The sequence below is a fragment of the Bradyrhizobium sp. 22 genome (assembly GCF_000482425.1).
In the GTDB taxonomy this organism is placed as follows: Bacteria; Pseudomonadota; Alphaproteobacteria; order Rhizobiales; family Xanthobacteraceae; genus Bradyrhizobium; species Bradyrhizobium japonicum_B.
The window spans coordinates 2330625-2355706 of sequence record NZ_KI519399.1 but is presented as its reverse complement, the minus strand read 5'-3'; the positions used below and the strand labels follow the sequence as shown (position 1 = coordinate 2355706).

Here is a 25082-nt window from a genome sequence, read left to right as displayed (position 1 = left end):
ATTGTTGAGGGAGAGCGCGCGGCAGCATAGGGCACTATCGAGGGCGCGTCGATTGGGTGGAGACATGGCAGCGGCGCGAGCGCTGCGTAGGGTGGGTTGGCCGAAGGCGTAACCCACCTCTTTCATCTCCGCGGCAGCAGAAGGGGTGGGTTACGCTGCGCTAACCCACCCTACGAGGCCTAACCCGCCGCGCCGGCGAGCTTGGCTTCTTTCACCGGCACATCCGTCGCCGCAATCAGCCGCTTCAGCTCGGGGATGCAGGAGCCGCAATTGGTGCCGGCCTTGAGCTCGGCACCGATCTCGGCCGCCGTGCGCGCGCCGGCGGCGATGGTGTCGCAGATGGTGCCGCGACCGACGCCGAAGCAGGCGCAGACGATCGGCCCGGTCGAGGCCGCCCCCTCGGTCGACTTGCCCGAGAGCAGCATACGGCGCTGCTCGTCGCTGACGTGATCGGCCGCAAAGGCAGTCTTGACCACCTCCCAATCGCCGGCGTCATGCCCGGGGCCGACGAACAGGCAGGCCTCGATGCGATCACCGGCGAAGGAGGCGGCGCGATAGATACCGCCGCCAAAATCGCGATATTCGGCGACGTCCTCGCCGGCGATGCCGTCGAGCCAAGCCGGCCAGCGCGACAGATCCGCGTTGTCGGCGAACAGATAGCCGAAGCCGCCGGCGACCGTGACGCGGGTCCACAACACGTTTGATGGAAGATCGAGCTGCTGCCGCGACAGCGCAAAGCCGCGGAAGACGAATTCATACGGCGCGATCGCGGCCGGCGTCGCCTTCGATTCCGGCTGTCCGGAGAACGGATCGGTGAACGACTGCACCAGCGCCCCGACGCGGCCGTGCGAGGCATTCATCGCGCTCCAGTGGATCGGCACGAACAGCGCGCCGCGCTGCTGGCGATCGCTCACAACAGCTTTCAGGATGCATTGTCCGTAGTCGGTGGTGAGGCGGGCATAGCCGTCATGGACGATGCCATATTTGCTGGAGTCATCGGGGTGGATCTCGACGAACGGCTCGGGCAGATGCGCGCCGAGCCGCTGACTGAGGCCGGTGCGCGTCATGGTGTGCCACTGATCGCGGATGCGTCCGGTGTTGAGCCTGAGGGGGCGCGAGGGACCGGTCTCGCTGCGCAGTAACGGCACCTCCGGCGCGACGAAGCGGCCTCTGCCGTCATTGGTGAAGAAGCCGCCGCTCGCGAAGAAACGCTCGCCGGGCGCGCCACCGTCGCGCACGGGCCATTGCACCGGCTTCAGGGCGTCGAAGCCCTCGTCGGACAGCGAAGTCAGCGCACCGATGTCGAAATCGCGGCTGCCATCATTCTCGAATGCCGAGAGCGCGGCGTGCTCGCGGAAAATCTCGGCGGCGGATTTGTAGTTGAAACTGTCGCCGAAGCCGAGACGCTTTGCGGTCTCGCTCAGGATCCACCAATCGGGGCGCGCCTCGCCCGGCGCCGGCAGGAACGAGCGCTGGCGCGAGATGCGGCGTTCGGAATTGGTCACCGTGCCCGACTTCTCGCCCCAGGCCAGCGCCGGCAGCAGCACATGCGGACCCGCCTCGACGGTGTCGTTGGACAGCACATTCTCGGAGATCACGAACAGCTCAAGCTTCTTCAACGCCTCGCGCACGAAGTCCGCATCCGGCAGCGACACCGCGGGATTGGTGCCCATCACCCAGAGCGCCTTGACCTCACCGCGGTTGATGGCCTCGAACAATTGCACCGCCTTCAGGCCCTCATGGGTGGCGATGCGCGGCGCCTTCCAGAACCGCCTGACACGATCGATGTCCGGCGGCGTGAAGCCCATGTGAGCGGCCAGCATATTGGCGAGGCCGCCGACCTCGCGGCCGCCCATCGCATTGGGCTGACCGGTGAGCGAGAACGGCGAGGCGCCCGGCTTGCCGATCCGCCCCGTCGCCAGATGGCAGTTCAGGATCGCGTTGACCTTATCGGTGCCCTGCGCCGACTGGTTGACGCCTTGCGAATAGAGCGTGACCACGCGCGGCGTCTCGCGAAACATCCTGAAGAAGGTGGCGACGTCCTGCTCGGACAGGCCCGTGGCAAGCGCCGTCGCGCGGACGCTGCCGGCGATGCTCCGCGCGCGCGCCAGCGCGTCCTCGAAGCCCGATGTGTGGTTCGCGACGTAATCCGTGTCCAACGCGCCGTTGTCGACGAGATCGACGAACAGCCCGGAGAAGAGCGCGGTATCGGTGCCCGGCTTGAGGCCGAGAAACAGGTCGACGTCTTCGGCGGTGTCGGTACGGCGCGGATCGATCACGATCATCCGTGCGCCGCGCTCCTGCCGGTTCTTCAGCATGCGCTGGAACAGCACCGGATGGCACCAGGCCGCATTCGAGCCGACGAAGACGAGCAGATCGGCCTGGTCGAGATCCTCGTAGCAGCCGGGCACGGTGTCGGCGCCGAAGGCCCGGCGATGACCGGCGACGGAGGACGACATGCAGAGTCGCGAATTGGTGTCGACGTTGGCCGTGCCGACAAAACCCTTCATCAGCTTGTTGGCGACGTAATAGTCCTCGGTGAGGAGCTGGCCGGAGAGATAGAACGCGACCGCGTCGGCACCGTCGCGGGCCACGATGTGCTGCATGCGATGGGCGACGTGATCGAGCGCATCGCTCCAGGCGACGCGTTCCAGCACGCCCTTGCAGCGGATCATCGGATAGAGCAGCCGGTTTTCCAGTCCGACGGTCTCGCCGAGCGCCGAGCCCTTGGAGCAGAGCCGGCCGAAATTGGCGGGATGATCAGGATCACCCGCGATCGCCGCGCCACCCTTGCCGTCGGGCGTCGCCAGCACGCCGCAACCGACGCCGCAATAGGGACAGGTCGTCTTGGTGGCGCGGAGCGAGGGATCGATTGCCGTCATGTCGAACTGCCTTGTCAAGCTTGTCGGTCACGCCGCCCTGGGAGGACGCGCGAGCGCGCGGCCGAACATCATGTCGGTGCGGATCGCCGTCACCTTGTCGCCATTGCGGATCAACTCGAGATACCAGAGCGCATCGGCGTTATCGCCGATCAGCACCGCACCGGTGAGCCGGCCGTCTGCGATCACGAGCTTCTTGTAGGTGCCGCGTCTGCGGTCGGTCAGCACCAGGCTTTCGCTGCCCTCCCCGCCCATGAAATCGCCGGCGGAGAACACGCTGACGCCGGACACCTTCAGATTGGTCGAGACGACGCTGCCCTGATAGGCGGCGGGCCGGCCGGCCAGGTGCCGCGCCAGCACCCGCGCCTGCTCATAGGCGGGCTCGACCAGGCCATAGCAGGTGCCGCGATGCTCGGCACACTCGCCGAGCGCGAAAATGTCGGACGAGGACGTCTGCATCACGTCGTTGACGACGACGCCGCGATTGACAGCGATCCCCGCCTCTTTCGCCAGCGCGACGTTCGGCCTGATGCCGGCAGCGAAGATCACGGCGTCGGCCTCGATACGGCTACCATCGGCAAGCTCGACGGCCTCGACATGTCCATCGCCATGGATGCGGGCGGTCGAGGCGTTGAGCAGGATGCGGATGCCCTTGCGCTCGACCAGCGTCTTGAGCAGAGCTGCCGCCGGCCCGTCGAGCTGGCGCTCCATCAGCCGGTCCATCAGATGCAGCAGCGTCACCGGCGCCCCCGCCTTGGCGAGGCCGTAGGCAGCTTCAAGTCCGAGCAGGCCGCCTCCGACGACAACGACGCGCTTCCTGGCCGCGGCCAGCGTCAGCAAGAGGTCGACGTCGCGCGTATCGCGAAAGGTGTGCACGCCGGCGAGGTCGGCGCCCGGCAAATTGAGGCGCAGCGGCGTCGAGCCGGTGGCGAGCACGAGCTTGGAATAGTCCATGCTCTCCTCGCCCTCGATCTTGAGCTCGCGGCGGCCGACATCGATTTCGGTGACGCGATAGCCGTAGCGCACGGTGACGCCGCGATGGCGCCACCAGTCCGCCGGCCGCAGCTCGATCTCGTGCGAGCCGGTCTCGCCGGCCAGCACGGATGAGAGCAGCACGCGGTTGTAGGCGAGCCGCGGCTCCTCGCCGATAACGGCGACCGCGTAGCGACCGAGCGCGGACTTGGCGAGCTCGTCGACCAGACGCGCGGCCGCCATACCGTTACCGACGATGACCAGCGGTTCACTCACGAGACATCTCCTATTCGGCGGCCTGCGGCTGTGCGCCGTAGGCCTCGGACATCATGTAGCCGGACAGCACGCCGTAGGCGTCGGTCCAGGCCTTTGCCAGCTCGGGCGTCCAGGCTTCGCCAAGGCCCTTCTCCAGGGTCCACAGCAGCGTCGCGCCGACCACGGGATAGTGCTCGGGCGCCGCGCCGTAGGCGACGTGGCGCTTGGCGAGCGCGGAGGCCGCGGGAAGAATCGAGTCCAGGTTCGACAGGCCACCGACGACGGCGGCGAGCATGCCCATCAGCTTCTTGCGCTGCTCGGTCATGTCCTCGGGAAACATCGCGCGCACGGACGGCGCCACCTCGAACAGACGATCGTAGAACAGCACCGCGGCCTGCTCCGAAATCGGCGCGACCTTGGAAAAGCTCTGCTGGATGAGGGCGATCTGTTCTGGCGTCATGATGTTCTCCTGTCTGCTTCGGTCTGCCTTCGTCCGCGCCGTTGCGGAAAAAGTTCATGGATCAAACGTCATCAGAGGGACTTCTCCCCGCGTACGGGGAGAAGCGAGATTTGTACCAAGTGCTACACGCGAGCCTCAGCGAGGCTTGGCGCGCCTTCGCTTTGCGGGCTGCGACGCAGGTAGAACCACCAGGTCAGAGCGAGGCAGGAGGCGTAGAAGCCTAGATAGATCGCAAGCGCGAGCTGCGGGCCGCCGGTCAAGGCGATCGACTTGCCGAAGCCGCTGGGGATCAGGTAGCCGCCGACCGCACCGACCGCCCCGATGAAGCCGACCGCCGCGCCGCTTTCGATGCTCGCCGTCTTCATGGCGGCCGCGCGCTCCGCATCGCCCTTGCCGCGCACCTTGAACAGGTTCTGCTCGCGGAAGATCGAAGGGATCATGCGGTAGGTCGAGCCGTTGCCGATGCCCGTCGTCACGAACAGGATCAGGAACATCGACAGGAAGCCGGTGAAATCCTTGTGACCGACGAAGTACAGCACGCCGACGGTGGCCGCCGCCATCAGGATGAAGTTCCAGAAGGTGATGATGGAGCCCCCGACCTTGTCGGCGAGCCAGCCGCCGAAGGGACGCGACAGCGAGCCGACCAGCGGCCCCAGGAACGCGATCGAGATCGAGATGGCCGGGAATTGCGTCTTGATCAGCAGCGGAAATGCCGCGGAATAGCCGATGAAGGAGCCGAACGTGCCGATATAGAGGTACGCCATGATCCAGGTGTGCTTGCGCTTGACGATCGCGAGCTGGTTCTTCACCGACGATTTCGCGGTGGTGAGATTGTTCATGAAGAACACCGCGCCGAGCACTGCGATGGCGATCGGCAGCACCCACATCAGGCCGGCATTCTGGAGGTAGATGCCGTCGACGGGCGTCGCCTGATACAGATTGAAGACGGCCAGCGCCATCAGGATCGGGGTCAGGAGCTGCACGCTGGAGACGCCGATATTGCCGCCGGCCGCATTCAGGCCGAGCGCCCACCCCTTCATCCGGTCGGGGAAGAAGAAGGAGATATTGGTCATGCTGGAGGCGAAATTTCCGCCGCCAAGACCCGCGGCCGAGGCCACCAGCAGCATCAGCCAGAACGGCGTGTCGGGCTGGCTGACGAAATAGGCAAGCGACAACGTCGGAATGAACAGGATCGCCGCACTGAAGATGGTCCAGTTGCGGCCGCCGAACGTCGTCACTGCGAAGGTGTAGGGAAAGCGCATCAATGCGCCGATCAGCCCCGGCACCGCGACGAGCTGGAACAGCTGGTCGGTGGTGTAGTGGAAGCCGGCCTGCGGCAGCTTGGTGGTGACGATGCTCCAGATCAGCCAGACCGAGAAGCCGATATGCTCGGCCACGATCGACCAGATCAGGTTGCGTCGCGCGATGGTCTTGCCGGTCGCATTCCAGAACGCCTCGTCTTCGGGGCGCCAATCTGAAATCCAGGTTGGATTCTTCGTCATTGAGTATCCCTTCCAGGCTCACCGCTGCGTCGTTGCAGGCTCAGCCTCCGGCCACGGAGGCGCGCTCCGAGGCTTCACCCCGGTGGCGAGTTCACGATGCTGATTGATGATGTTGAGGGACGTCGTCGTTGGCGTCGCGCAAATACATTTCAATTTCCGTGCCAGTTGCGCGCACGCGGGAAAGACAGGGATTTCAGAACGTTATTCGCGTTGCCCGAATTTTTCGCAGGGCTTGTTCGCACGGCAAATTTGCGATTCGCTCAATCCTTGTGCGGCGCACAAGGATTGAGCTTGCTGTCGATTAATTGGGCGTGCGCGTGGTTCACGTTAACTCTGCTTACGCGGCCTCGACGAAGCGATGACGCTCGTAGAGGAATTCGAGCACGCGCTGGCGGCACTTCAAATAGGTCGCATTGGTAGCAAGCTCGAGCCGCTTGCGCGGCCGTGCCAGCGGCACGTCCAGCACCTCGCCGATGCGCGCGCTCGGCCCGTTCGTCATCATCACGATGCGGTCGGACAACAGCACGGCCTCGTCGACGTCGTGCGTGATCATCAGGATGGTGTTGCCGAGCTTCTGATGCAGCGCCATCACGGAGTCCTGCAGATGCGCGCGGGTCAGTGCGTCGAGCGCGCCGAACGGCTCGTCCAGCAGCAGCACCTTCGGCTCCATCGCCAGCGCCCGGGCGATGCCGACGCGCTGCTTCATGCCGCCGGAGATCTCGGACGGGCGCTTGTCGCGGGCGTGGACCATCTGCACCAGGTTGAGATTGTGCATCACCCAGGCGTCGCGCTCGGCGCGGGACTTGGTCTTGGCGAAGACCTTGTCGACCCCGAGCCTGACGTTCTCGTAGACCGTGAGCCACGGCAACAGGCTGTGGTTCTGGAACACCACGGCGCGGTCGGGCCCCGGCGAGTTGACCTCGCGATTCTCCAGCAGCACGCCACCCGTGGTGGCGCCGGTCAGCCCTGCGATGATGTTGAGCAGGGTCGACTTGCCGCAGCCGGAATGGCCGATGATCGAGACGTATTCGCCCTTCTCGATCGTGAGGTTGATGTCCTTCAAGACCTCCGTGGTGGCGGCGCCGCGGGTAAAGACCTTGTCGATGTGGTCGAGCTTCAGATAGGCGGTCATGTGTCCCCTCCTCTCAGTTCTGCGCGGTGCCGCGGGTGACGATCTTGCCGAGACCCGCGATCAGGCGGTCCAGCACGAAGCCGATGATGCCGACATAGAACAGTGCCAGGACGATCTCGCTGATGTGCGAGGAGTTCCAGGCGTCCCAGATGAAGAAGCCGATGCCGACGCCGCCGATCAGCATTTCTGCCGCGACGATCGCAAGCCACGACAGGCCGATGCCGATGCGCAGGCCCGTGAAGATGTAGGGCGCCGCCGCCGGGATCATGATCTTGGAGAAGAATTCGAGCGGATTGAGCTGCACCACCGCCGCGACGTTGCGATAGTCCTGAGGGATGTTGCGGATGCCGACCGCCGTGTTGATGATGATCGGCCAGATCGAGGTGATGAAGATGACGAAGATCGCCGAGGGCTGACCGTCGCGGAACGCGGCGAGCGACAGCGGCAGCCAGGCCAGCGGCGGAATCGTGCGCAGCACCTGAAACAGCGGATCCAGCCCGCGCATCGCCCAGACCGACTGGCCGACCAGCACGCCGAGCGCGATGCCGGCGATGGCCGAGAGCGAATAGCCGAAGGCGACGCGCTGCAGGCTGGCGGACAAATGCCAGAACAGCCCCTTGTCGATGCCGCCATGGTCGAAGAACGGATCGAGGATCAGCTCCTTGGTATCCGCAAACACTTTTGAGGGCGGCGGCAGCGCCGAGCCGGCGCGGCGGCAGATCAGCTCCCACACCAGCGTCAGTAGCGCAATCACGACCAGAGGCGGGATCACGCGCACTGCGGTCTCCCGTGCCATGCGCGCGTAGGTCTCGGCGCGCGGCGGCCGCTTCGGCGTCATCGCGACGACCGGTGCAGCGGCTGCGGCAGGCGTCGCGGTCTCAAGCTCGATCTTCGTGGCAGGCATGTTCATCGCTATCTCTCTCCGGCTTTGGCGGGGACGATGCGGCCGCCCCGCGGGCGGCCGCAGGGCTCCATCAGACTTCGACGCGCTTGATCGCGAGCGACTTCAGATAGGCAGCCGGATTTTCCGGATCGAACACCTTGCCGTCGAAGAAAGTCTCCTTGCCGCGCGAGGTCGAAGCCGGAATGTCGGCAGCCGCGACGCCGAGGGTCTTGGCCGCATCGCGCCACATGTCCTCGCGATTGACCTTGGCGATCAGCGCCTTGGTGTCGAAGCCAGCCTCGTACTTGCCCCAGCGGATGTCCTCGGTGAGGAACCAGAGATCGTGGCTCTGGAAGGGATAGGAGGCATGGTCGCGCCAGTACTTCATGATATGCGGCGAGTTCTCGACCACCTTCCCGGGGATGCCGTAGTCGAACTTGCCCGCACTGCGGTCGAGCACGTCCTCGACCGGGCAGTTCATCCACTGCCGCTTGCCCATGATGGCGGCAAGCTCAGCCTTGTTCTCGGACTTGTCGGCCCATTGCTGGGCTTCCATCACCGCCATCAGCAGCGCCTTGGCGGCCTTGGGGTACTTGTCGACGAAGGCGGCGCGCATGCCGAAGGATTTTTCCGGATGCTTGTTCCAGAGTTCGCCCGTGTTGACAGCGGTGTAGCCGATCTTCTGATGGATCAGCTGCAGGTTCCAGGGCTCGCCGACGCAGAAGCAATCCATGGTGCCGACCTTCATGTTGGCCACCATTTGCGGCGGCGGCACCACGATGGTCTCGATGTCCTTGTCGGGGTCGATCCCGCCGGCGGCGAGCCAGTAGCGGATCCAGAGATCGTGCGTGCCGCCGGGGAAAGTCATCGCGGCTTTCACCGCCTTGCCGGAGGCCTTCTTCTTCTCCAGCGCCGCCTTGAAGGGCGATGCATCGACGCCGAGCTTGAGGTCGGCATATTCATTGGCGACCGAGATGCACTGGCTGTCGAGATTGAGCCGCGCCAGGATGTACATCGGCGTCGGCTGGTTGTTCTGCGTCACCTTGCCGGCCGAGATCAGATACGGCATCGGCGTGAGGATATGCGCGCCGTCGATGCCGTTGCCTTCGGATCCGAGCACGAGATTGTCGCGCGTGGTGCCCCATGAGGCCTGCTTCTGCACGTCGGTGTCGGGCATGCCGTATTTGGCGAACAGGCCCTTGTCCTTGGCGACAAAGAGCGGTCCGGCATCGGAGAGCGCGATGAAGCCGAGCTTGGCGCCCTTGACCTCGGGGCCTGCGTCCTGCGCGAAGGCGCCGGCGGGGAAATTCAGCTTTGCTGCGGCGAGAAGTGCGGCGGTGGAGCCGGTGGCTTTCAACAATTGACGGCGGCTAAGGCCCGTCTCCGCGGGCCGGCGGGTGCGCTTGGTCATAGGCAGTGTCGTCCTTTGCGTCGTTGCAGAATTGAGTGGCGTCTGTGCACACGAGCAGCCCGTCCGTCCGGCGGCGCCATCTTTGGCGCATGCGAACGCGCGACGGGGGAGACCCCCGCCTTGGTGGCGTCGGCAAATCGGATGAGAAGTCTCGCGGGACGGCTTCAATGGCGTCGGCTGGAACCATTCAAGCTTCGTGCCAAGGCCGACATTGCAAAAAATGTTTGAAAATCAATATTTTAATGACACTGCGCCAGCCTGCCGCAGGCCGGTTCCGCTCGTGAAATTTGCGGGCTGCTTGATTCTTGTGCGACGCACAAACCTTGTGCAGAAGCTCGTGCAAGAGGCCAAGGGAAGCGTGGGAGGACACCTGCCCAAAAGGACATCTCATTGATTTTGCTACATCTTTCAAGCGCACTCATGCGGCACACAACTTGCATTTCCATTGGCGTCAACGAAGACTGCGGCTTGCCGCATTGTTGCAGCCTCTGGCGGCTGCATCCGGAAGCTCACCTGCTTCGCGGCCCTCGCCGGCGCAATCCTCGTGACGCGATTCCCACGGCTTCCAAACCTTCCATAGCCCCGTGCGCGGCCGGCCGCCCGCACGACCCAGGACGTTCAGCCGCGCTCTCGTGGAGGGCGCGTCGATCTCACTTACGAAGCAAAGGAACCATTGAATGTCGTATCTCGCGCCTTCGGAATTCGTCACCAAGATGGTGGATGCCGGCGAGTCCAAGATCTTCATGTCCACCCGGGATACCATCATCCGCGCCTATATGGCCGGCGCCATCCTGGCGTTGGCGGCGTGGTTCGCCGTCACCATCAACGTCAACACCGGGCAGCCGCTGGTCGGCGCGCTGCTGTTTCCGGTCGGCTTCGTCATGCTCTACCTCCTGGGCTTCGACCTCCTGACCGGCGTGTTCGTGCTCTCGCCGCTCGCCCTGATCGACAAACGTCCGGGCGTGACACTTGGCGGCGTGCTGCGCAATTGGGGTCTCGTCTTCGTCGGCAACTTCGCCGGCGCCTTCACCGTGGCCTTCATGATGGCCTTCGTGACGACGTTTGGTTTCACCCAAGCCCCCGACAAGGTCGGCGCGGCTATCGGCCATATCGGCGAGGGCCGGACGCTCGGCTACGCCGCGCACGGCGCGGCGGGCATGGCGACGCTGTTCCTGCGTGGCATGCTCTGCAACTGGATGGTCTCGACCGGCGTCGTCGGCGCCATGATCTCGACCTCGGTGCCCGGCAAGGTCATTGCGATGTGGATGCCGATCCTGGTGTTCTTCTACATGGTGTTCGAGCATTCCGTCGTGAACATGTTCCTGTTCCCGTCGGGCCTGCTGCTCGGCGCCAAGTTCTCGATCATGGATTATCTGATCTGGAACGAGATCCCGACCGTGCTCGGCAACCTCGTCGGCGGCCTCGCCTTCACCGGCATGACCCTCTACGCCACGCACGTGATGACCCTGCCGAAGCGCCAAATCGACAGGGCGGCCAAGCCCCGCGTCGCGGCCTGATCGAATCCGTCTCGACAGGGGAGCCTTGCCCGAGCAGGGTGAGGCTCCCCTCTCCCGGTGATGACGATGACCCGCGGACTCCTGATTTCGGTCGGCCAGCATTCCGACAAGGGCCGCAAGCCCGTCAACCAGGATTTCCACGGCGTGCTGATTCCGGAGGAGCCGCTGCTCAGCCTGAAGGGCATCGCCGCGGTCCTCGCCGACGGCATCTCGAGCAGCAGCGTGAGCCAGATCGCCAGCGAGTCGGCGGTCAAGAGCTTCCTGATGGACTATTACTGCACGTCGGAATCCTGGACGGTGAAGACCTCCGCCCGCCGCGTGCTGGAGGCGACCAATTCCTGGCTGCATGCGCAGACGCGCAAGAGCCAATATGCCTATGACCGCGACAAGGGCTATGTCTGCACCCTCAGCGCCATGGTCATCAAGGCGACCACCGCGCACATGTTCCATGTCGGCGACTGCCGCATCTACCGCGTCGCCGGCAAGGCGCTGGAGCAACTGACCGACGATCACCGCATCATCGTCTCGTCCGAGCAGACCTATCTCGGCCGCGCGCTCGGCATCAATCCGCAGCTCGAGATCGACTACCAGGCGTTCGAGGTCGAGGCCGGTGACACCTTCCTGCTGGCCACCGACGGCGCCTATGAGTTCGTCGATGCGCGTTACATCACGAGCGCGATCAACGAACATGCCGACCTCGACGCGGCGGCCAAGGCCATCGTCGAGGAAGCCTACCGGCGCGGCAGCGACGACAACATCACCGTCCAGATCCTGCGCATCGACGCGGTGCCGCAGCGCGAGCCGGCCGGCATCTTCAATCAGAGCTCGGAATTGCCGCTGCCTTCGCTACCGGAGCCGCGGGCGATGTTCGACGGCTACCGGATCGTCCGGGAGATCCACGGCAGCAGCCGCAGCCATATCTACCTCGCCGTCGACACCGAGACCGAGCAGCCGGTCGCACTCAAGCTGCCCTCGGTCGACCTGCGCGACAACGCCGCCTATCTCAAGCGCTTCCTGATGGAGGAGTGGATCGCGCGGCGGATCGACAGCCCGCATGTGCTCAAGCCGCTGTCGCAGTCGCGGCGGCGCGGCTATCTCTACGTCGCCACGGAATTCGTCGAGGGGCAGACATTGAAGCAGTGGATGACCGACAATCCGCGGCCCGATCTCGAAACCGTGCGTGGCATCATCGAGCAGATCGCCGCGGGCCTGCGCGCCTTCCATCGCATGGAGATGCTGCATCAGGACCTCAGGCCCGACAACATCCTGATCGACAAGACCGGCACCGCGAAGATCATCGACTTCGGATCGGTCAGGGTCGCCGGCGTCGCCGAGGCCGCACCGCCGGACGAGGCCGACGAAATCCTGGGAACGATGCAGTACACCGCCCCGGAATATTTTCTCGGGCAAGGCGGCTCGCCGCGCTCCGACATGTTTTCGCTGGCCGTGATCTGCTACCAGATGCTGACGGGAAAGCTGCCCTACGGCGCCCAGATCGCCAGGATCCGCCGCAAGGCGGACGTGCGAAAGCTCAAATATCGCCCGGCCGACGATGACCGCAATGTGCCCGCATGGATCGACGGCGCGCTCCGGCGCGCGCTCCATCCCGATCCCTACAAACGGCACGAGGATCTCTCGGAGTTCATCTTCGAGCTGCGTACGCCCAACCCGGCCTATCTCGACACCCGGATCACGCCGCTGCTCGAGCGCAGCCCGCTGATGTTCTGGAAGCTGACAACGGCGGTGCTCGCCTGCGCGGTCGTCGTGCTGCTGGCTTTGCTGCACGCGCGGTAGGCACGCCGCCTCACGCCGACTCGGTCGCCTTCACCCCCAGCGGTTTCGGCGCCACGCCGCCACCGGGCTTGAGGTGGAACTCGTAAGTCATCAGGTGCCATTGCCCGCTTGCCTTGGTGCCGTCGGGCATCGTGGGCTCGGTGCGCGGCTCGACCTTGGCGATGAGGTCGTCCTTGACGCCGAACACCACGTCTGAATCCAGATATTTGTCACCGTCCATGAAGACGTGGGTGATCAGCGGCTCATAGCCCTTGGCATTGACCAGGAAGTGCACATGCGCGGGGCGCATCGGATGGCGGCCCGTCTGCACGATCATCTCGCCCACCGGGCCGTCGGTCGGAATCGGGTAGCTGCAAGGCAGGATGGTACGGAAGAAGAAACGGCCGTCATCGTCGGTGATGAAGCGCGCCCGCGCCGAGGCGCCGACCTCGTCGTAGTTCGGCTTCTGTGAATCGTAGAAGCCGTCGTCATCGGCATGCCAGACGTCGACGGGGACGCCCGCGAGCGGCTTGCCCTTCAGATCCGTGACGCGGCTCTGCACGAACATCTTCTCGCCGGTGAGATTGTGCGGCGAGATGTCGGTGCCGTGCGCGGTCACCTTGTGCTCGCCGACATAGAACGGGCCCAGTACGGTGGTCTGTGTCGCGCCCTCGCGGTCGCGATGGTTGACCGCGTCGACCAGCATGGACACGCCGAGCACATCGGACAGGAGAATGAACTCCTGGCGCGTATCGGTGCATTTCTGCCCGGTGCGGGTCAAGAAATCGATCGCGTAGTCCCACTCCTCGAAGGTGAGACCGGTCTTGCTCACGTAATCGTGCAGCGACCTCACCAATTCCTGGAGCAGGAATTTCGCGCGGGGATCGGGGGTGCTGTCGAAGCTCCTGATGACGGCTTCGGTAAGATCGGTCTCGTTGAACTGGGTCATGATGGTTTGCCCTGTGTTTTTCTCGTTCGCCCCCGGGGGCCGCCTGGAGGCGTTCCAGGGGACAGCCTACACCAGCCGGGCCCCCTGCGTTAAGCGCGAGCGGCTTGGAATGAGGCCGTCATTTCGCTATCAACGAACAGACAGAACTGCCCGGAGGAAACTGATGCTCGCGCCCACCCCCGCCTCGCCCGAATCCGTCGGCATGTCCAAGGCCGCGCTCGACCGCGTCGATGCGCATCTGAAGAGCCGGTACATCGATGCCGGCCGATTCCCGGGCACGCATCTTCTGGTCTACCGCCGCGGCAAGGTCGCGCACAGCTCGGTCCAGGGCCTTGCCGATGTCGAGCGCAAGCTGCCGGTGAAGGACGACACCATCTACCGCATCTATTCCATGACCAAGCCGCTCACCAGCGTCGCCTTCATGATGCTGGTCGAGCAAGGCCTCGTCGCGATCGACGAGCCCGTCGCCAAATACATTCCGGAATGGAAGGACCTCGGCGTCTTCGTCGCCGGCACCTATCCGGCGTTCCTGACCCGGCCGCCGTCCCGGCCGATGCTGATCGTCGACCTGCTGCGCCACACCTCCGGCCTCACCTACGGCTTCCAGCAGCGCTCCAATGTCGACGCCGCCTACCGCAGCGAGAAGATCGGCGAGGTCGAGAAGTCGGGCACGCTCCAGACCATGATCGAGGGCCTGGCCAAGATCCCGCTGGAGTTCTCGCCGGGGGACGCCTGGAATTATTCAGTCTCGACCGACGTGCTCGGCTATCTCGTCGGCAAGATCTCCGGCGTGCCTTTCGAGCAATTCCTTAAATCACGCATCCTCGATCCGCTCGGCATGACAGACACCGATTTCCACGTGCCGGCCTCGAAGGCGCATCGCTTTGCCGCCTGCTATTCCGCCGATCCCGGTGGCGGCATGACCTTCCATGCCGGCCAGCGCCGCGAAGGTTTGACGCTGCAGGACGATCCGGCGACGAGCTCTTTTCTGTCTCCGCCCTCCTTTATCTCCGGCGGCGGCGGGCTGTGCTCGACGGTTGCCGACTATCTCACCTTCTGCCGCGCCCTGCTCAACGGCGGCGAGCTCGGCGGTGTCAGGCTGATCGGACCCAAGACACTGGCGCTGATGACAAGCAACCACATTCCGGGCGGCCGCGCGCTGCCGGAGGTATCCCGCTCGTTGTTCTCCGAAGCAACCTATAATGGCATCGGCTTCGGCCTCGGCTTTGCCGTGACGATGCGTCCCGCCGAAACGCTGATCGCCGGCAGCCCCGGCGAATATAATTGGGGCGGCGCGGCGACAACCTCGTTCTGGATCGATCCGGCTGAAGAGCTGATCACGATCTTCATGACGCAGGTGCTGCCGTCGAGCGCGTATCCGATCCGGCGCGAGCTGCGCAGCATGGTGTACGCGGCCATCACCGAGAGCAACCTGTAGCCAGCCGAACGGAGCCCGCGGCCGCCGGCCGCGGGATCGCGTTCATTTCAGCATCTCCGGCACGATCAGGCGCGGCAGGAACAGCGACACGCTGGGCCAGATGATGACGGCCGCCAGCACCAGCAGCATCGGGATCAGCATGATCACCGTGTCCTTCAGCGCATAGCGCAGCCGTACGCCCGCAATCGAACAGGCGATCATCAGGCACAGGCCATAAGGTGGCGTCACCAGTCCGAAGGCCAGCGAGACGATGGAAATGATCGCGAACTGGACGGGATGAAGATCGACGGACTTGGCCAGCGGCTCCAGCACGGTGCCGACGATGATGATGGCCGGGATGGCGTCGAGGAAGCAGCCCACCACCAGGAAGCAGAAGGCGATGAAGAACCCGGCCGCAACAGCGCCCATGCCCCACGTCGAGACGTTGGCCAGCAGCTCCTGCGGGATCTTGTAATAGGCCAGCAGCCAGCCGAACGCACTGGCGGTACCGACGCAGAACAGCGCCACGCCGGCGAGGCGGCCGGTATCGAGCAAGGCCCTGTACAATTCCCGGATCCCCGTCTCGCGGTAGAAGAACGCCGAGAGCACCACGGAATAGAGCACGGCGACGCAGGCGGACTCGGTCGCGGTGAACCAACCGAGCAGGATGCCGCCGACGATTATGAACGGCGTCATCAGCGCCGGTATCGAACGCCAGATGGCGCATCGCATGTCGACCCAGCTCGACTTCGGATAGGTCGGATAGCCGCGGCGCACTGCATAGACGTGCACCGTCGCCATCTGCGCGCCCGCGATCAGCAGGCCGGGCACGATTCCGGCCAGATACATCGCAGCGATTGAGGTCGAGATCAGCCCACCCCAGACGATCATCAGGATCGAGGGCGGAATGACGACCGCAAGAACCGCGGAGGCCGCCGTGATGGCGATGGAGAACGAGAGATCGTAACCCTCCTTGGTCTGCGCATCGATGAAGATCTTGGACTGGCTCGCCGCATCGGCCGTCGAGGAGCCCGATATCCCGGCAAAGAACACCGACAGCACGACGTTGATCTGCGCGAGCGAGCCCGGCCAATGCCCGACCATGGAGCGCGACAGCGACACCAATCGATCGGTGATGCCGCCGATGCTCATCAGGTTGGCCGTCAGCAGGAAGAACGGCACCGCCAGCAGGATGAAGGAATTGTAGGCATTGAAGGTTTCCTGCGCGAGCGTCATTAGCGACAGGCGCGGCTCGATCAGCAGGATCGGCACGCAGGCAAGGCCGAGCGCGAAGGCGACCGGCACGCGCACGATGAGCAGGCCGACGAAGACCCCGAACAGCACCATCGCGGCCTGTCCGGCGGAGAGTACATTGCCGCTCATCGCCTTGCCCCGACCACAACGCGCACTTCATCGAGAATCTGCTCGCCCGCGAACACGATCCACGTTACCCCGGCAACCGGCCAGGCGACGTGGATCAGCCAAAGCGGCAGATCGGCCAGCTCCGACGTTCTGTTCCAGGCAAAGCGGGTGAACTCGAGGCCCGCCGTTACGAACACCAGCGCCAGCGCCAATATGCCGAGACGCGCCAGTATCCGCACTGCGGCTTCCGAGCGCCGCGACAGGTCGGGCCACACGTCGACCTCGAAATGCTGCGCTTCGCGCACGCCGACCATGGCACCGATCATGATCGTCCAGATGAACATGAAGCGCGCCATTTCCTCCGTCCAGATGTAGGAAGGAATGAACGGCGTGTAGCGTGAGATGATCTGCAGCGTGACCGGAACAACGAGGATGCCGACGCAGGCCGCCAGCAGGAATTCCAACAACTTGGCATAGGCCGCCGTAACGCGGCGCCACAGCGACGGTGTGGACGGGACGGGCATTTCAGTCATTGGAACTCCCAGCGGCGAAACATCCGCCAACTCCGGGCAGGAAGCGGGGCCTGCCCGGATGTGCTCTCGGCGGACGCAAGGATCTCAGACGGCGTTGATCTTCTCGAAAATGCCTTCCGCGCCGATCTCCTTGGCGTAGGTAGCCATCACGGGATCGGCGAGCTTCTTCATGGCGTCCCGCTCCTCGAAGGGGACGCGCTTGAGCTTGCCGGCCTTTTCGAGCGTGTCGAGCTTGACGACCTCCTCGCTCGACTCGAGCTTACGCCCGTAATCGCCGGCCTCCTTGCCGGCCTTCATGATCGCGTCCTGCAGATCCTTCGGCAAGGTCTTCAGCGTCTTCACGGAGAAGCAGATCGGCCGGATCGACACCGCGTGCTGGGTCAGGTTGAGATGCGGCGCGACTTCGTAGAATTTCATCGCCTCGACGCCGGCCGCTTCGTTCTCGCCGGCCGAGATCACGCCGTTCTGAATCGCGTTGTAGACCTCGTTATAGGCAATGACGGTCGGGCTCATGCCGACCGCCGCGAAGGTCTTCGACCAGATCGGCGCACCCTGCACGCGGACCTTGAGCCCCTTGAGATCGGCGAGGTTCTTGAGCGGCTTGTTGGCGAAGATGTTGCGGATGCCGCCGCCGGCGTAACCGATGAGAACGACCTCGGCCTTGGCAGCAACCTCGTCGGCGACCGGCGCCAGGATGTTGGCCTCGACCACCTTGTTCATGTGCTCGATGCCCTTGAACACGAAAGGCGCGTCGATGAAGGGGGCCGCCTTGGCGAAGGTGGACATATGCGCCGGCGAGACGATGCCGTAATCGACCGCCTTGCCTTGCGACATGTACTCGAAATACTGCTTCTCGAGGCCGAGCGAAGAGTTCCTGTGCAGGGTGAAATTGACGGGCTTGCCGTAATACTTCTTCACCAGCTCCTCGAACCGGAGCAGAGCCCGGTTGAAGGCATGGTCGTCGTTGAACTGGACCGCGCCGTTCAGCGTGACCGGCGCTTGCGCCCGCAGGATCGACGGCATGCCGATCGTAGCTGCCGCAGTGGTCGCGCCGATACCAGCGAGAAATGACCTTCGCTTCATCGTCTCCCCTCCCTTTGATGCTCCGACCCTGTCGCCGGGCCGTGAGTGCAGCCGGTATGCGGCTTGCGTGCAGAGAGGGTATGAAAATCCATGGCGGCACGGAAGCCCAATTCGGATGCCCGGCCGGACGCTGACAAGCTTGCCGCTGATACAGTTCGACGCAGGAACGGCCGACACGCCGTCTATTGCACTGCAGCTTTCATCTCTGGCCCATGACGTTTGTGCAGTGGCGCAGCGCCGCGGGGATGCCAGCATCCTGCTGCTGGCCGATAGATCCGGCCGCCAGCTGTTTTCAATGGCGACGACGGACAACGACATCTGCCACCGCTCATCTGCACGCTGGACGTCGCCCCCCTTTGCATATCGCAGCGCAACACAGCGATCCCTGCGACAATTCAGCTTGCCTTCGCCCAATCATCCGATGTTAAACATCGGATGATTGTGCCGCTGCCGGGCGTGGCAGCCAAAAATAAATGAACCGGCTGGGACCGGCCGGGGCGGGAGAACATAAGAGTGGCAAGAGCGCGCCCGAGCCCCGTCGACAAGCCGATCAAGCCCGGCCGCATTCGCGCCGTGCTGACAACGCTCGGCCGCGAGATCGCCCAGGATCTCATTCCCGTGGGGACGACTCTGCCGCCCGAGCCTGAGCTCGAAACCCGGTTCGGCGTCGGACGCGGCGTGGTACGCGAGGCCATCAAGACGCTCGCTGCGAAGGGTCTCGTCAGCGTGCGGCCGCGCCACGGCACGCACGTGCTGCCGCGCCACGAATGGAGCCTGCTCGACCGCGACGTGCTGAGCTGGCTCGTCGGCCAGGACGAGCCTGATCGCGACCTTCTGCTGGCAATCCAGGAGGTGCGCTCGATCATCGAGCCGGCCGCCGCAGCGCTCGCCGCCGAACGTGCCACGAGGAACGACCGCTGGCGGATCGACACGGCCCTGGCTGCGATGCAGACGGCAAGAGACCAGGCCAGCGCTCTCGCAGCCGACAAGGCTTTCCATCTTGCCATCCTGGACGCGACCCACAATCCGGTGCTTCAGGGCTTTCGCGGCGCGATCGATACCATTCTGAGCACCGTATTCACCGTCGCCGTCGGGGGCCCCGGCGGCTGGTTCAAGGACAATCTGCCGAACCACGCGGCGGCGGCGCGGGCCATCGAGAGCGGCAACCCGGAAAAGGCGCGTGCCGCGATGGAACGGCTGCTGGGCTACACCCGATTGAAGCTGTCGAACCGCAAGACAGTCATCGCTGCGGCGACACGCAGAGCGGGCGGATCGGACGTGCGCGTGACCAGGACGTCGCCCCTCAAGCGCAAGAGAAGACGTCATGACCCGTAACACGAGGGCTCGGGCCACAGCCTTGCTTCGCCCGGGATCTGTTGCAGGACCGTGGAGTAATCAGCGCGAAATGCCGGCACAGGCATTGCTGAACGCGAGGGAGGCCAGATGCAAGTGACGGGCAGTCTGAAAGGTCGATCGTCGCGGCTGATCCGCAGCGTCAATTCGCTGGCGGGAATCGCGATGTTCGTCGCGCCGCTGCTGGCCCTGGTCGCGATCTGGGCCGCCGTCGTCCCGCTCTTCAACGTCAATCCGCGCGTGTTTCCCTCCGTCGGTGCGGTCGGCACCGCCGCGCTGGATTCGATCCGCGACGGCACGTTGTTCGCCCATGTCGGCGCAAGCCTCCTGCGCGTCGCCTTGGGCACGCTGATCGGCATCGCCACCGCCGTGCCGCTCGGCATCGCCATGGGTGTGAGCCCTGCGGTCGCGTCCTTCCTGACGCCGCTGTTCCGCTTCTTCTCGGTGCTCGCCGGCATTGCCTGGATTCCGATCGCGACGCTGTGGTTCGGCTACGGTTTTGGCGCGATCGTCTTCGTAATCTTCAATGCCGTGTTCTTTGTCGTCGCCTACAACACCCTGCTCGGCGTCAGGACCATTCCGCACACGCTGCGCAACGCTGCCGCCTCGCTCGGCGCCGGCCGCTGGGCGCTGCTGACCGAGGTGCTGCTGCCGGGCGCGCTCCCCAACATCGTCACCGGCATCCGCACGGGCCTTGGCTTTGCCTGGCGCGGCCTGATCGCGGCCGAGATGATCGCGACCAATGTCGGGCTCGGCTACATGCTGTTCGTCGCCCGCGACTTCTACCGCACCGAGGTGATCGTGTTCGGCATGATCGTGATCGGCGTTCTCTGGCTTCTGATCGATCGTCTGCTGCTGGTCCCGCTCGAGCGCGCGACCATCGAGCGCTGGGGCATGGTGAGGCGCGCATGAATCTGATGCTGCAAATCTGGGCGGGCTATACCCGCCTGACCCAGCGCTGGCCGGGGCTCGCCGCGATCATTCCGTTCATCCCGGTGCTGGCGCTGTGGACCGCGGTGAGCGAGGCCGGTCTGTTTCCGCGCGCGTTCTTTCCCGGACCGGCCGACGTCATGCGCGCGTTCTTCACGCTGACCTACAAGGGCATCCTGCCCGATTATCTCCAGGACAGCCTGATCCGGCTCGCGACCGGCGCCGCGGCCGGCATGGCGCTCGGCATTCCCCTGGGCATCCTGATCGGCACCAGCCGCTGGGCGCACCGCATCTGCTGGCCGGTGCTGCTGTTCTTCCAGGCCATCGGCGACATCGCCTGGCTGCCGATCCTCCTGATCTGGTTCGGCTTCGGATTGACGACGATGACCTTCGTCATCGTCTACACCGTGTTGTTCCCAGTGGTGCTCAACACCGTGCTCGGCGTCGAATCCGTGCCGCGGGACCTCGCGCGTGCCGCCTTGAGCCTCGGGGCCTCGCGGGCGCGCGTGCTGTGGGAGGTGACGCTGCCGGGCGCGCTGCCGAACATCATCACCGGCCTGCGCAACGGGCTCGGCTATGGCTGGCGCGCACTGATCGCCGTCGAGATGATCGTCGGCACCTCCGGCATCGGCTTCATGATGTTCGACGCCCGCCGCGCCGGCTCCACCGTCGAGATCATCCTCGGCATGATCATTCTCGGATTGCTCTGGTACATCGTGGACGCCTGGATCCTCGCGCCGCTCGAGCGCGCGACCGGCCAGCGTTGGGGATTGGTGACATCATGAAGACGCTCTCGCTGCGCAATCTCGGCAAGACCTATTTCGACCCCTATGCGGGCGCACACGTCACCGCCGTCCACGACGTCTCGCTCGACGTCGAGCCCGGCGAGTTCATCTCGGTGGTCGGCCCCTCCGGCTGCGGCAAGACGACGATCCTGAACATGATCGCCGGCTTCATTCCCTATTCGAAGGGCGACATCCTGCTCGACGGCAAGCCGGTGCACGGGCCCGGCCCCGAGCGCGGCGTCGTGTTCCAGTCGTTCGCGCTGTTTCCCTGGAAGACGGTGCTCGACAATGTCGGCTTCGGCCCGAAGATGCGTGGCGTGCCGAAGGCCGAGCGCGACCGCATCGCGCGCGAATATCTCGCGCTGGCCGGGCTGTCGCACGCGGCGCATCGCTATCCCAACGAGCTCTCCGGCGGCATGCAGCAACGCGTCGGCGTGGTGCGCGCACTCGCCAACAACCCCGACGTCCTGCTGATGGACGAGCCGTTCGCCAGCGTCGACGCGCAGACGCGCATGACGCTCCAGGAGGAGCTGACCCGGATCTGGCAGGAGCGCAGACCGACGGTGATCTTCATCACCCATGACGTGGCTGAAGCGGTGTTTCTCGCCAACCGCGTGGTCGTGCTGTCGAAGGGACGCGTGCTCGACCAGATCGCGGTCGACCTTCCTCGTCCGCGCGTCTGGGACGACCTCGTCAAGGACGACCGGTTCAAGCAGCTGTCCGCGCGGGTGCTGCAGATGGTGCGCGCGGCATGAGCATCGCCTCCGACGTCTTGCGCTCGACCAAGGCACGCGTCGTGCTCGGCGCCGTCGCGGCCTGGGCGCTGTTTCAGCTCTGGCTGACGATCGCGGCCCCGGGCAAGATCGCGCCGGAGCTGAAAGGCACGTCGGAAAAAGTGAATGTCCAGATCGAGCTGCCGTTCACGCCGGAGAGATTCCATGTGCTCGCGTTCCAGCAATACGGACGCGTGTCGGGCACGGACGAGCATTCGATCGAATTGCGTGGCGTCAAAAGAACGGACCTCAATGCCGTCGCCCGGCCCTACTGGGTGACGGCGGTGGGGCCGATAAAAGAGGGAGGCTGAGACTATGAAACGACTCGTGCTGCTTGGACTAGCGCTTCTCGCCGGCATGGTGCCGGCGAGCGCCCAGAACCTGACGAAACTGAAGGCCGGCATGGTCACCGGCATCGACCAGATCGGCCTGCCGATCGCGCTCGAGCGCGGCTTCTTCGAAAAGTACGGGCTCGACGTCACGATCGCTCGTCCCTATGCCACCGGCGTCGACGCGCTGAACGCGCTGCAGGCGGGCGAGAGCGAGATCGTGCAGGTCGGCGTGCCCATGATCGGTGCCGTGCTGCGCGGCATGGACCTCGTCGCGCTCGGCAATTACAGCGGCAACGCCACCAAGGCCGGGTCCGACGCGACCATGGCGATCATCGCGCGCGAAGGCTCGGGCATCGTCAAGGGCGACCTGTCGACGCTGAAGGGCAAGAAGATCGCGGCATCCTTCGGCACGATCAACCATCTCTATATCCTGGCGACGCTGGAGAAGGCCGGGCTGAAACCCGACGACGTGACATTGGTCAACACGCCGCCCCCGGACATGACGGTCGCCCTGCTCGCCAAAGGTATCGATGCGTTCTCGGGCTGGGATCCCTGGCCGATCGTCGCCGGCAAGGACGTGCCGGGCGCCGTCGAGATCATCAGGGGCGGCGACGTGATCTCCTATATCGGCTTCAATGTGGCGCTTCGCCCGTGGGTGCAGGCCAACGGCGAGACCATCGAGAAATTCCTCGCGGCCGTCTCCGAGGCAGACCAATGGATGCGCAAGAACCCGAAGCTGGCGGCGCAAGTTGCCACGCGCTGGATACCGGGACTGAAGCAGGAGGTCGCCGAGACCGCGATGCAGTTCAACATCCAGCAAGCGGATCGCCGGCTGTCGGCGAACAATTACCGCGCGCTGTGGAGCGCCGAGGACCGGCTCGCCCGTCTCGGCATCCTCAAATCGACCTTCGACGTCAACGCGCATATCGAGCCGAAGCACATTCTCAAGGTCATGAAGGATCGTCCCGAGCTGTTCGCCGATCTGCCGCCGATCCCGGAGACGGCAGCGATCAAGCCGGGCTACGTGTTCAAGCCGTGAGCCTTGTTGCAACCGTCCAGACCGGCGCGCCGTGCGCGCCGGTCTACCCCATCGCCTGCAACGCCGGCGGGGACCAGGACTAGACGGTCGAGATGCCGTCGATCGGGCTGATATCGCCGACGAAACGCAAGAGATCGGCCATCGTGAATTCGCCCGGCACTTGCGATGGAAGCGTCGGTTTCCAGCTCTTGCCCTTGACCCAAAGATACGACTGGTGGTCGCCATGGACGAGGCCGACGAAGACCTCGGCGAGCAGCGTCGCACCGACCGGCCCGAGCCGTTCACCGCCGCCCCGCTGCTCGGCCTCCTTGAGGATGTAGTACCAGAGCGGGGTGTGCTGGTGCAGACCATGCTTCTTCGCCACAGCACCGTCGCTCCCCTTCGAGATTTCTTCCGGGGACAGTGGATTCTTGATCTTCATGGCCTTGGCGACGTCCTGTCCGGACGGCAGTCCCAGCAACACGCCGCGTTTGAGATTGCGGAACGGCAGGCTGCCGCCGTCGCCCGGCAAGGTGTGGAGCTGCGGCACGACGAACGGATCGATCTTGCGCGACGGATTGAACCCCACGCCCGGAGGATTGTTGGGCAGGACCTGAAAGTAGCGCCGCCAGTCGATGATCCAGTTGCTCGAAAGCACCGGAAGCGGGAGCGGCGGCTGGATCGGATTGGGCGCGAGATCTCCAATGATCCCTCCCGACAGCCCGGTGAACCTGAACAGCAGGTCGAGGGTCGCCGGGATGTTGCCTGGTCCGAATGTGAAGATCCTGTTGTGGCTGTAGGCTTGACGAACCATGCTGTGGCCGAGCCGATAGACGGCGCCTGAAAACTCGACGGGCATGTAGGGCGTCTTCTTGAAGCGGTAGAAGCGCCGCCCCTGCTCGAGAATCTTCGCCACGATCCCCTTCTCGGTGATCCGCTCGACGAAATCGTGCAGGACCATCCATTGATAGTGCCAGGTCACGATCCGGCGCGCCTCCTCGAAGATCTCGCCCGCCGGCTTGCCCGACGCCGCGAGCTGATCGCAGACCTTGTTGTGGAACTTCAGCATCGCAAGGTGGGTTTGCGCGACGAGCAGATTCTCGTCGTTACGGTGATCGCCGATCAGGGCAAACCCCTCGGGATTGCGCGGCAGGTCGTTGCGATGGTCCCCGGTAATGTCATCGACGTTGACGGTCTTGCCGATCAGGAGCTTGGGACCCGGAGTCTTGCCGCTGTCGCTCGCCGAATTGCGCGCGTACAGGTGGCGGCTTCCGTCCGGACCAAGACCATAGATGCTGTCGAGATCGAGGGCGGGCGTGCGAAAATTCGTCACCGCCATCGGATCAGCTTCCTTCTCGCCGAAGGAGGTCAGGTCGAGCGTGATGTCGTGGTCGACGAATTGTCCAAGATAGGTGAAGCCGGCGGGTACGTTGGCATTGTTTCCTGCGGGATCGCCGGGATTGGGGTCCTTCATTGCATCGGCGAGTTCATGGAGCGGGCCATCGTCGACAGCCAGCGGCTCCAGGGTCGGAAACATCCGCCCAAACATGCCCGGATCTTCGTGTCCAGAAAGCGTATCGAGAAATTGGCGCGTCGGCTGACGTCCGGCCTTGCCATGACCGGGATGAAGGTTGACGTCGGTTCCCATCGCTTGCTCCTGCTTAAAATGCTGTGTGGAGAGGGGCGACGAAGTTGTCGATTGGGCTGAAATTCCCGTTTCAGTATAGGTCTTTGAAAATTGCCCCTCAGGGTGCAGTAAGATG

Annotated in this window: 22 protein-coding genes; 10 read left to right on the top strand and 12 right to left on the bottom strand. The window is 64.5% G+C overall.

The window, feature by feature from the left end:
• Positions 1-179 precede the first annotated feature (179 nt).
• The 7 genes from K410_RS0112450 to K410_RS0112420 all read right to left on the bottom strand — a co-directional run bounded on the left by K410_RS0112450 (position 180) and on the right by K410_RS0112420 (position 9494).
• Positions 180-2882 carry a nitrate reductase gene (locus K410_RS0112450; protein ID WP_028135161.1) on the bottom strand — a complete coding sequence of 901 codons (2703 nt, stop codon included), beginning with the start codon at positions 2880-2882 and terminating at the stop codon, positions 180-182.
• Between the two features lie 27 nt (positions 2883-2909).
• Positions 2910-4127, bottom strand: a complete 1218-nt coding sequence (locus K410_RS36785) for an NAD(P)/FAD-dependent oxidoreductase (protein WP_080672154.1) — start codon at positions 4125-4127, stop codon at positions 2910-2912.
• Between the two features lie 10 nt (positions 4128-4137).
• Positions 4138-4566, bottom strand: coding sequence for a globin family protein (locus K410_RS0112440; RefSeq protein WP_028135160.1), 429 nt, complete (start codon positions 4564-4566; stop codon positions 4138-4140).
• A 122-nt stretch (positions 4567-4688) separates the two neighbouring features.
• Positions 4689-6068 carry an MFS transporter gene (locus tag K410_RS0112435; protein WP_028135159.1) on the bottom strand — a complete coding sequence of 460 codons (1380 nt, stop codon included), beginning with the start codon at positions 6066-6068 and terminating at the stop codon, positions 4689-4691.
• A 337-nt stretch (positions 6069-6405) separates the two neighbouring features.
• Positions 6406-7200, bottom strand: coding sequence for an ABC transporter ATP-binding protein (locus tag K410_RS0112430; RefSeq protein ID WP_028135158.1), 795 nt, complete (start codon positions 7198-7200; stop codon positions 6406-6408).
• Between the two features lie 13 nt (positions 7201-7213).
• Positions 7214-8110 carry a nitrate ABC transporter permease gene (ntrB, locus tag K410_RS0112425; RefSeq protein ID WP_028135157.1) on the bottom strand — a complete coding sequence of 299 codons (897 nt, stop codon included), beginning with the start codon at positions 8108-8110 and terminating at the stop codon, positions 7214-7216.
• Between the two features lie 64 nt (positions 8111-8174).
• Entirely contained in the window at positions 8175-9494 is a 1320-nt protein-coding gene (locus K410_RS0112420) for a CmpA/NrtA family ABC transporter substrate-binding protein (protein WP_028135156.1), read from the bottom strand.
• A gap of 677 nt (positions 9495-10171) precedes the next feature.
• Here K410_RS0112420 and K410_RS0112415 point away from each other — a divergent pair.
• Both K410_RS0112415 and K410_RS0112410 read left to right on the top strand, forming a co-directional pair.
• Positions 10172-11011, top strand: coding sequence for a formate/nitrite transporter family protein (locus tag K410_RS0112415; RefSeq protein WP_028135155.1), 840 nt, complete (start codon positions 10172-10174; stop codon positions 11009-11011).
• 60 nt (positions 11012-11071) lie between these two features.
• Positions 11072-12805, top strand: a complete 1734-nt coding sequence (locus K410_RS0112410) for a bifunctional protein-serine/threonine kinase/phosphatase (RefSeq protein WP_049820024.1) — start codon at positions 11072-11074, stop codon at positions 12803-12805.
• Between the two features lie 10 nt (positions 12806-12815).
• Here the strand turns inward: K410_RS0112410 and K410_RS0112405 are convergent, their stop codons facing one another.
• Complete coding sequence (locus K410_RS0112405) at positions 12816-13733, bottom strand: intradiol ring-cleavage dioxygenase (RefSeq protein WP_028135153.1); 918 nt, start codon at positions 13731-13733, stop codon at positions 12816-12818.
• A gap of 163 nt (positions 13734-13896) precedes the next feature.
• On the opposite strand from K410_RS0112405, the gene K410_RS0112400 reads away from it, so the two are divergent.
• Positions 13897-15171: a serine hydrolase domain-containing protein gene (locus K410_RS0112400; protein WP_028135152.1), complete on the top strand. Its 1275-nt coding sequence runs from the start codon at positions 13897-13899 to the stop codon at positions 15169-15171.
• A 42-nt stretch (positions 15172-15213) separates the two neighbouring features.
• Here K410_RS0112400 and K410_RS0112395 read toward each other — a convergent pair whose 3' ends face one another.
• The 3 genes from K410_RS0112395 to K410_RS0112385 form a co-directional block, all read right to left on the bottom strand.
• On the bottom strand, positions 15214-16533 hold the full coding sequence (locus K410_RS0112395; RefSeq protein ID WP_028135151.1) for a TRAP transporter large permease: 1320 nt from the start codon (positions 16531-16533) through the stop codon (positions 15214-15216).
• Positions 16530-17045: a TRAP transporter small permease gene (locus K410_RS0112390; protein WP_028135150.1), complete on the bottom strand. Its 516-nt coding sequence runs from the start codon at positions 17043-17045 to the stop codon at positions 16530-16532. The genes K410_RS0112395 and K410_RS0112390 overlap by 4 nt, the downstream gene beginning before the upstream one ends.
• An 84-nt stretch (positions 17046-17129) precedes the next feature.
• Positions 17130-18128: a TRAP transporter substrate-binding protein gene (locus tag K410_RS0112385; protein WP_028135149.1), complete on the bottom strand. Its 999-nt coding sequence runs from the start codon at positions 18126-18128 to the stop codon at positions 17130-17132.
• Positions 18129-18243: 115 nt separating this feature from the next.
• Here K410_RS0112385 and K410_RS39465 point away from each other — a divergent pair, with 115 nt between their 5' ends.
• The 7 genes from K410_RS39465 (at position 18244) to K410_RS0112355 (ending at position 23340) form a co-directional block, all read left to right on the top strand.
• Positions 18244-18567 carry a hypothetical protein gene (locus K410_RS39465; RefSeq protein WP_155253365.1) on the top strand — a complete coding sequence of 108 codons (324 nt, stop codon included), beginning with the start codon at positions 18244-18246 and terminating at the stop codon, positions 18565-18567.
• Between the two features lie 74 nt (positions 18568-18641).
• Positions 18642-19463 (top strand): FadR/GntR family transcriptional regulator, encoded by an 822-nt coding sequence (locus K410_RS0112380; RefSeq protein ID WP_028135148.1) that lies wholly within the window; start codon positions 18642-18644, stop codon positions 19461-19463.
• Positions 19464-19571: 108 nt separating this feature from the next.
• Positions 19572-20393, top strand: coding sequence for an ABC transporter permease (locus tag K410_RS0112375; RefSeq protein ID WP_063831417.1), 822 nt, complete (start codon positions 19572-19574; stop codon positions 20391-20393).
• Complete coding sequence (locus tag K410_RS0112370; protein ID WP_028135146.1) at positions 20390-21196, top strand: ABC transporter permease; 807 nt, start codon at positions 20390-20392, stop codon at positions 21194-21196. The genes K410_RS0112375 and K410_RS0112370 overlap by 4 nt, the downstream gene beginning before the upstream one ends.
• Positions 21193-21951: an ABC transporter ATP-binding protein gene (locus tag K410_RS0112365; RefSeq protein WP_028135145.1), complete on the top strand. Its 759-nt coding sequence runs from the start codon at positions 21193-21195 to the stop codon at positions 21949-21951. Before K410_RS0112370 ends, K410_RS0112365 begins: the two co-directional genes overlap by 4 nt.
• Complete coding sequence (locus K410_RS0112360) at positions 21948-22280, top strand: hypothetical protein (RefSeq protein WP_028135144.1); 333 nt, start codon at positions 21948-21950, stop codon at positions 22278-22280. Before K410_RS0112365 ends, K410_RS0112360 begins: the two co-directional genes overlap by 4 nt.
• A 4-nt stretch (positions 22281-22284) precedes the next feature.
• Positions 22285-23340 (top strand): ABC transporter substrate-binding protein, encoded by a 1056-nt coding sequence (locus K410_RS0112355; protein WP_028135143.1) that lies wholly within the window; start codon positions 22285-22287, stop codon positions 23338-23340.
• 79 nt (positions 23341-23419) lie between these two features.
• Here the strand turns inward: K410_RS0112355 and K410_RS0112350 are convergent, their stop codons facing one another.
• Positions 23420-24967: a peroxidase family protein gene (locus K410_RS0112350; protein ID WP_028135142.1), complete on the bottom strand. Its 1548-nt coding sequence runs from the start codon at positions 24965-24967 to the stop codon at positions 23420-23422.
• Between the last annotated feature and the right edge of the window lie 115 nt (positions 24968-25082).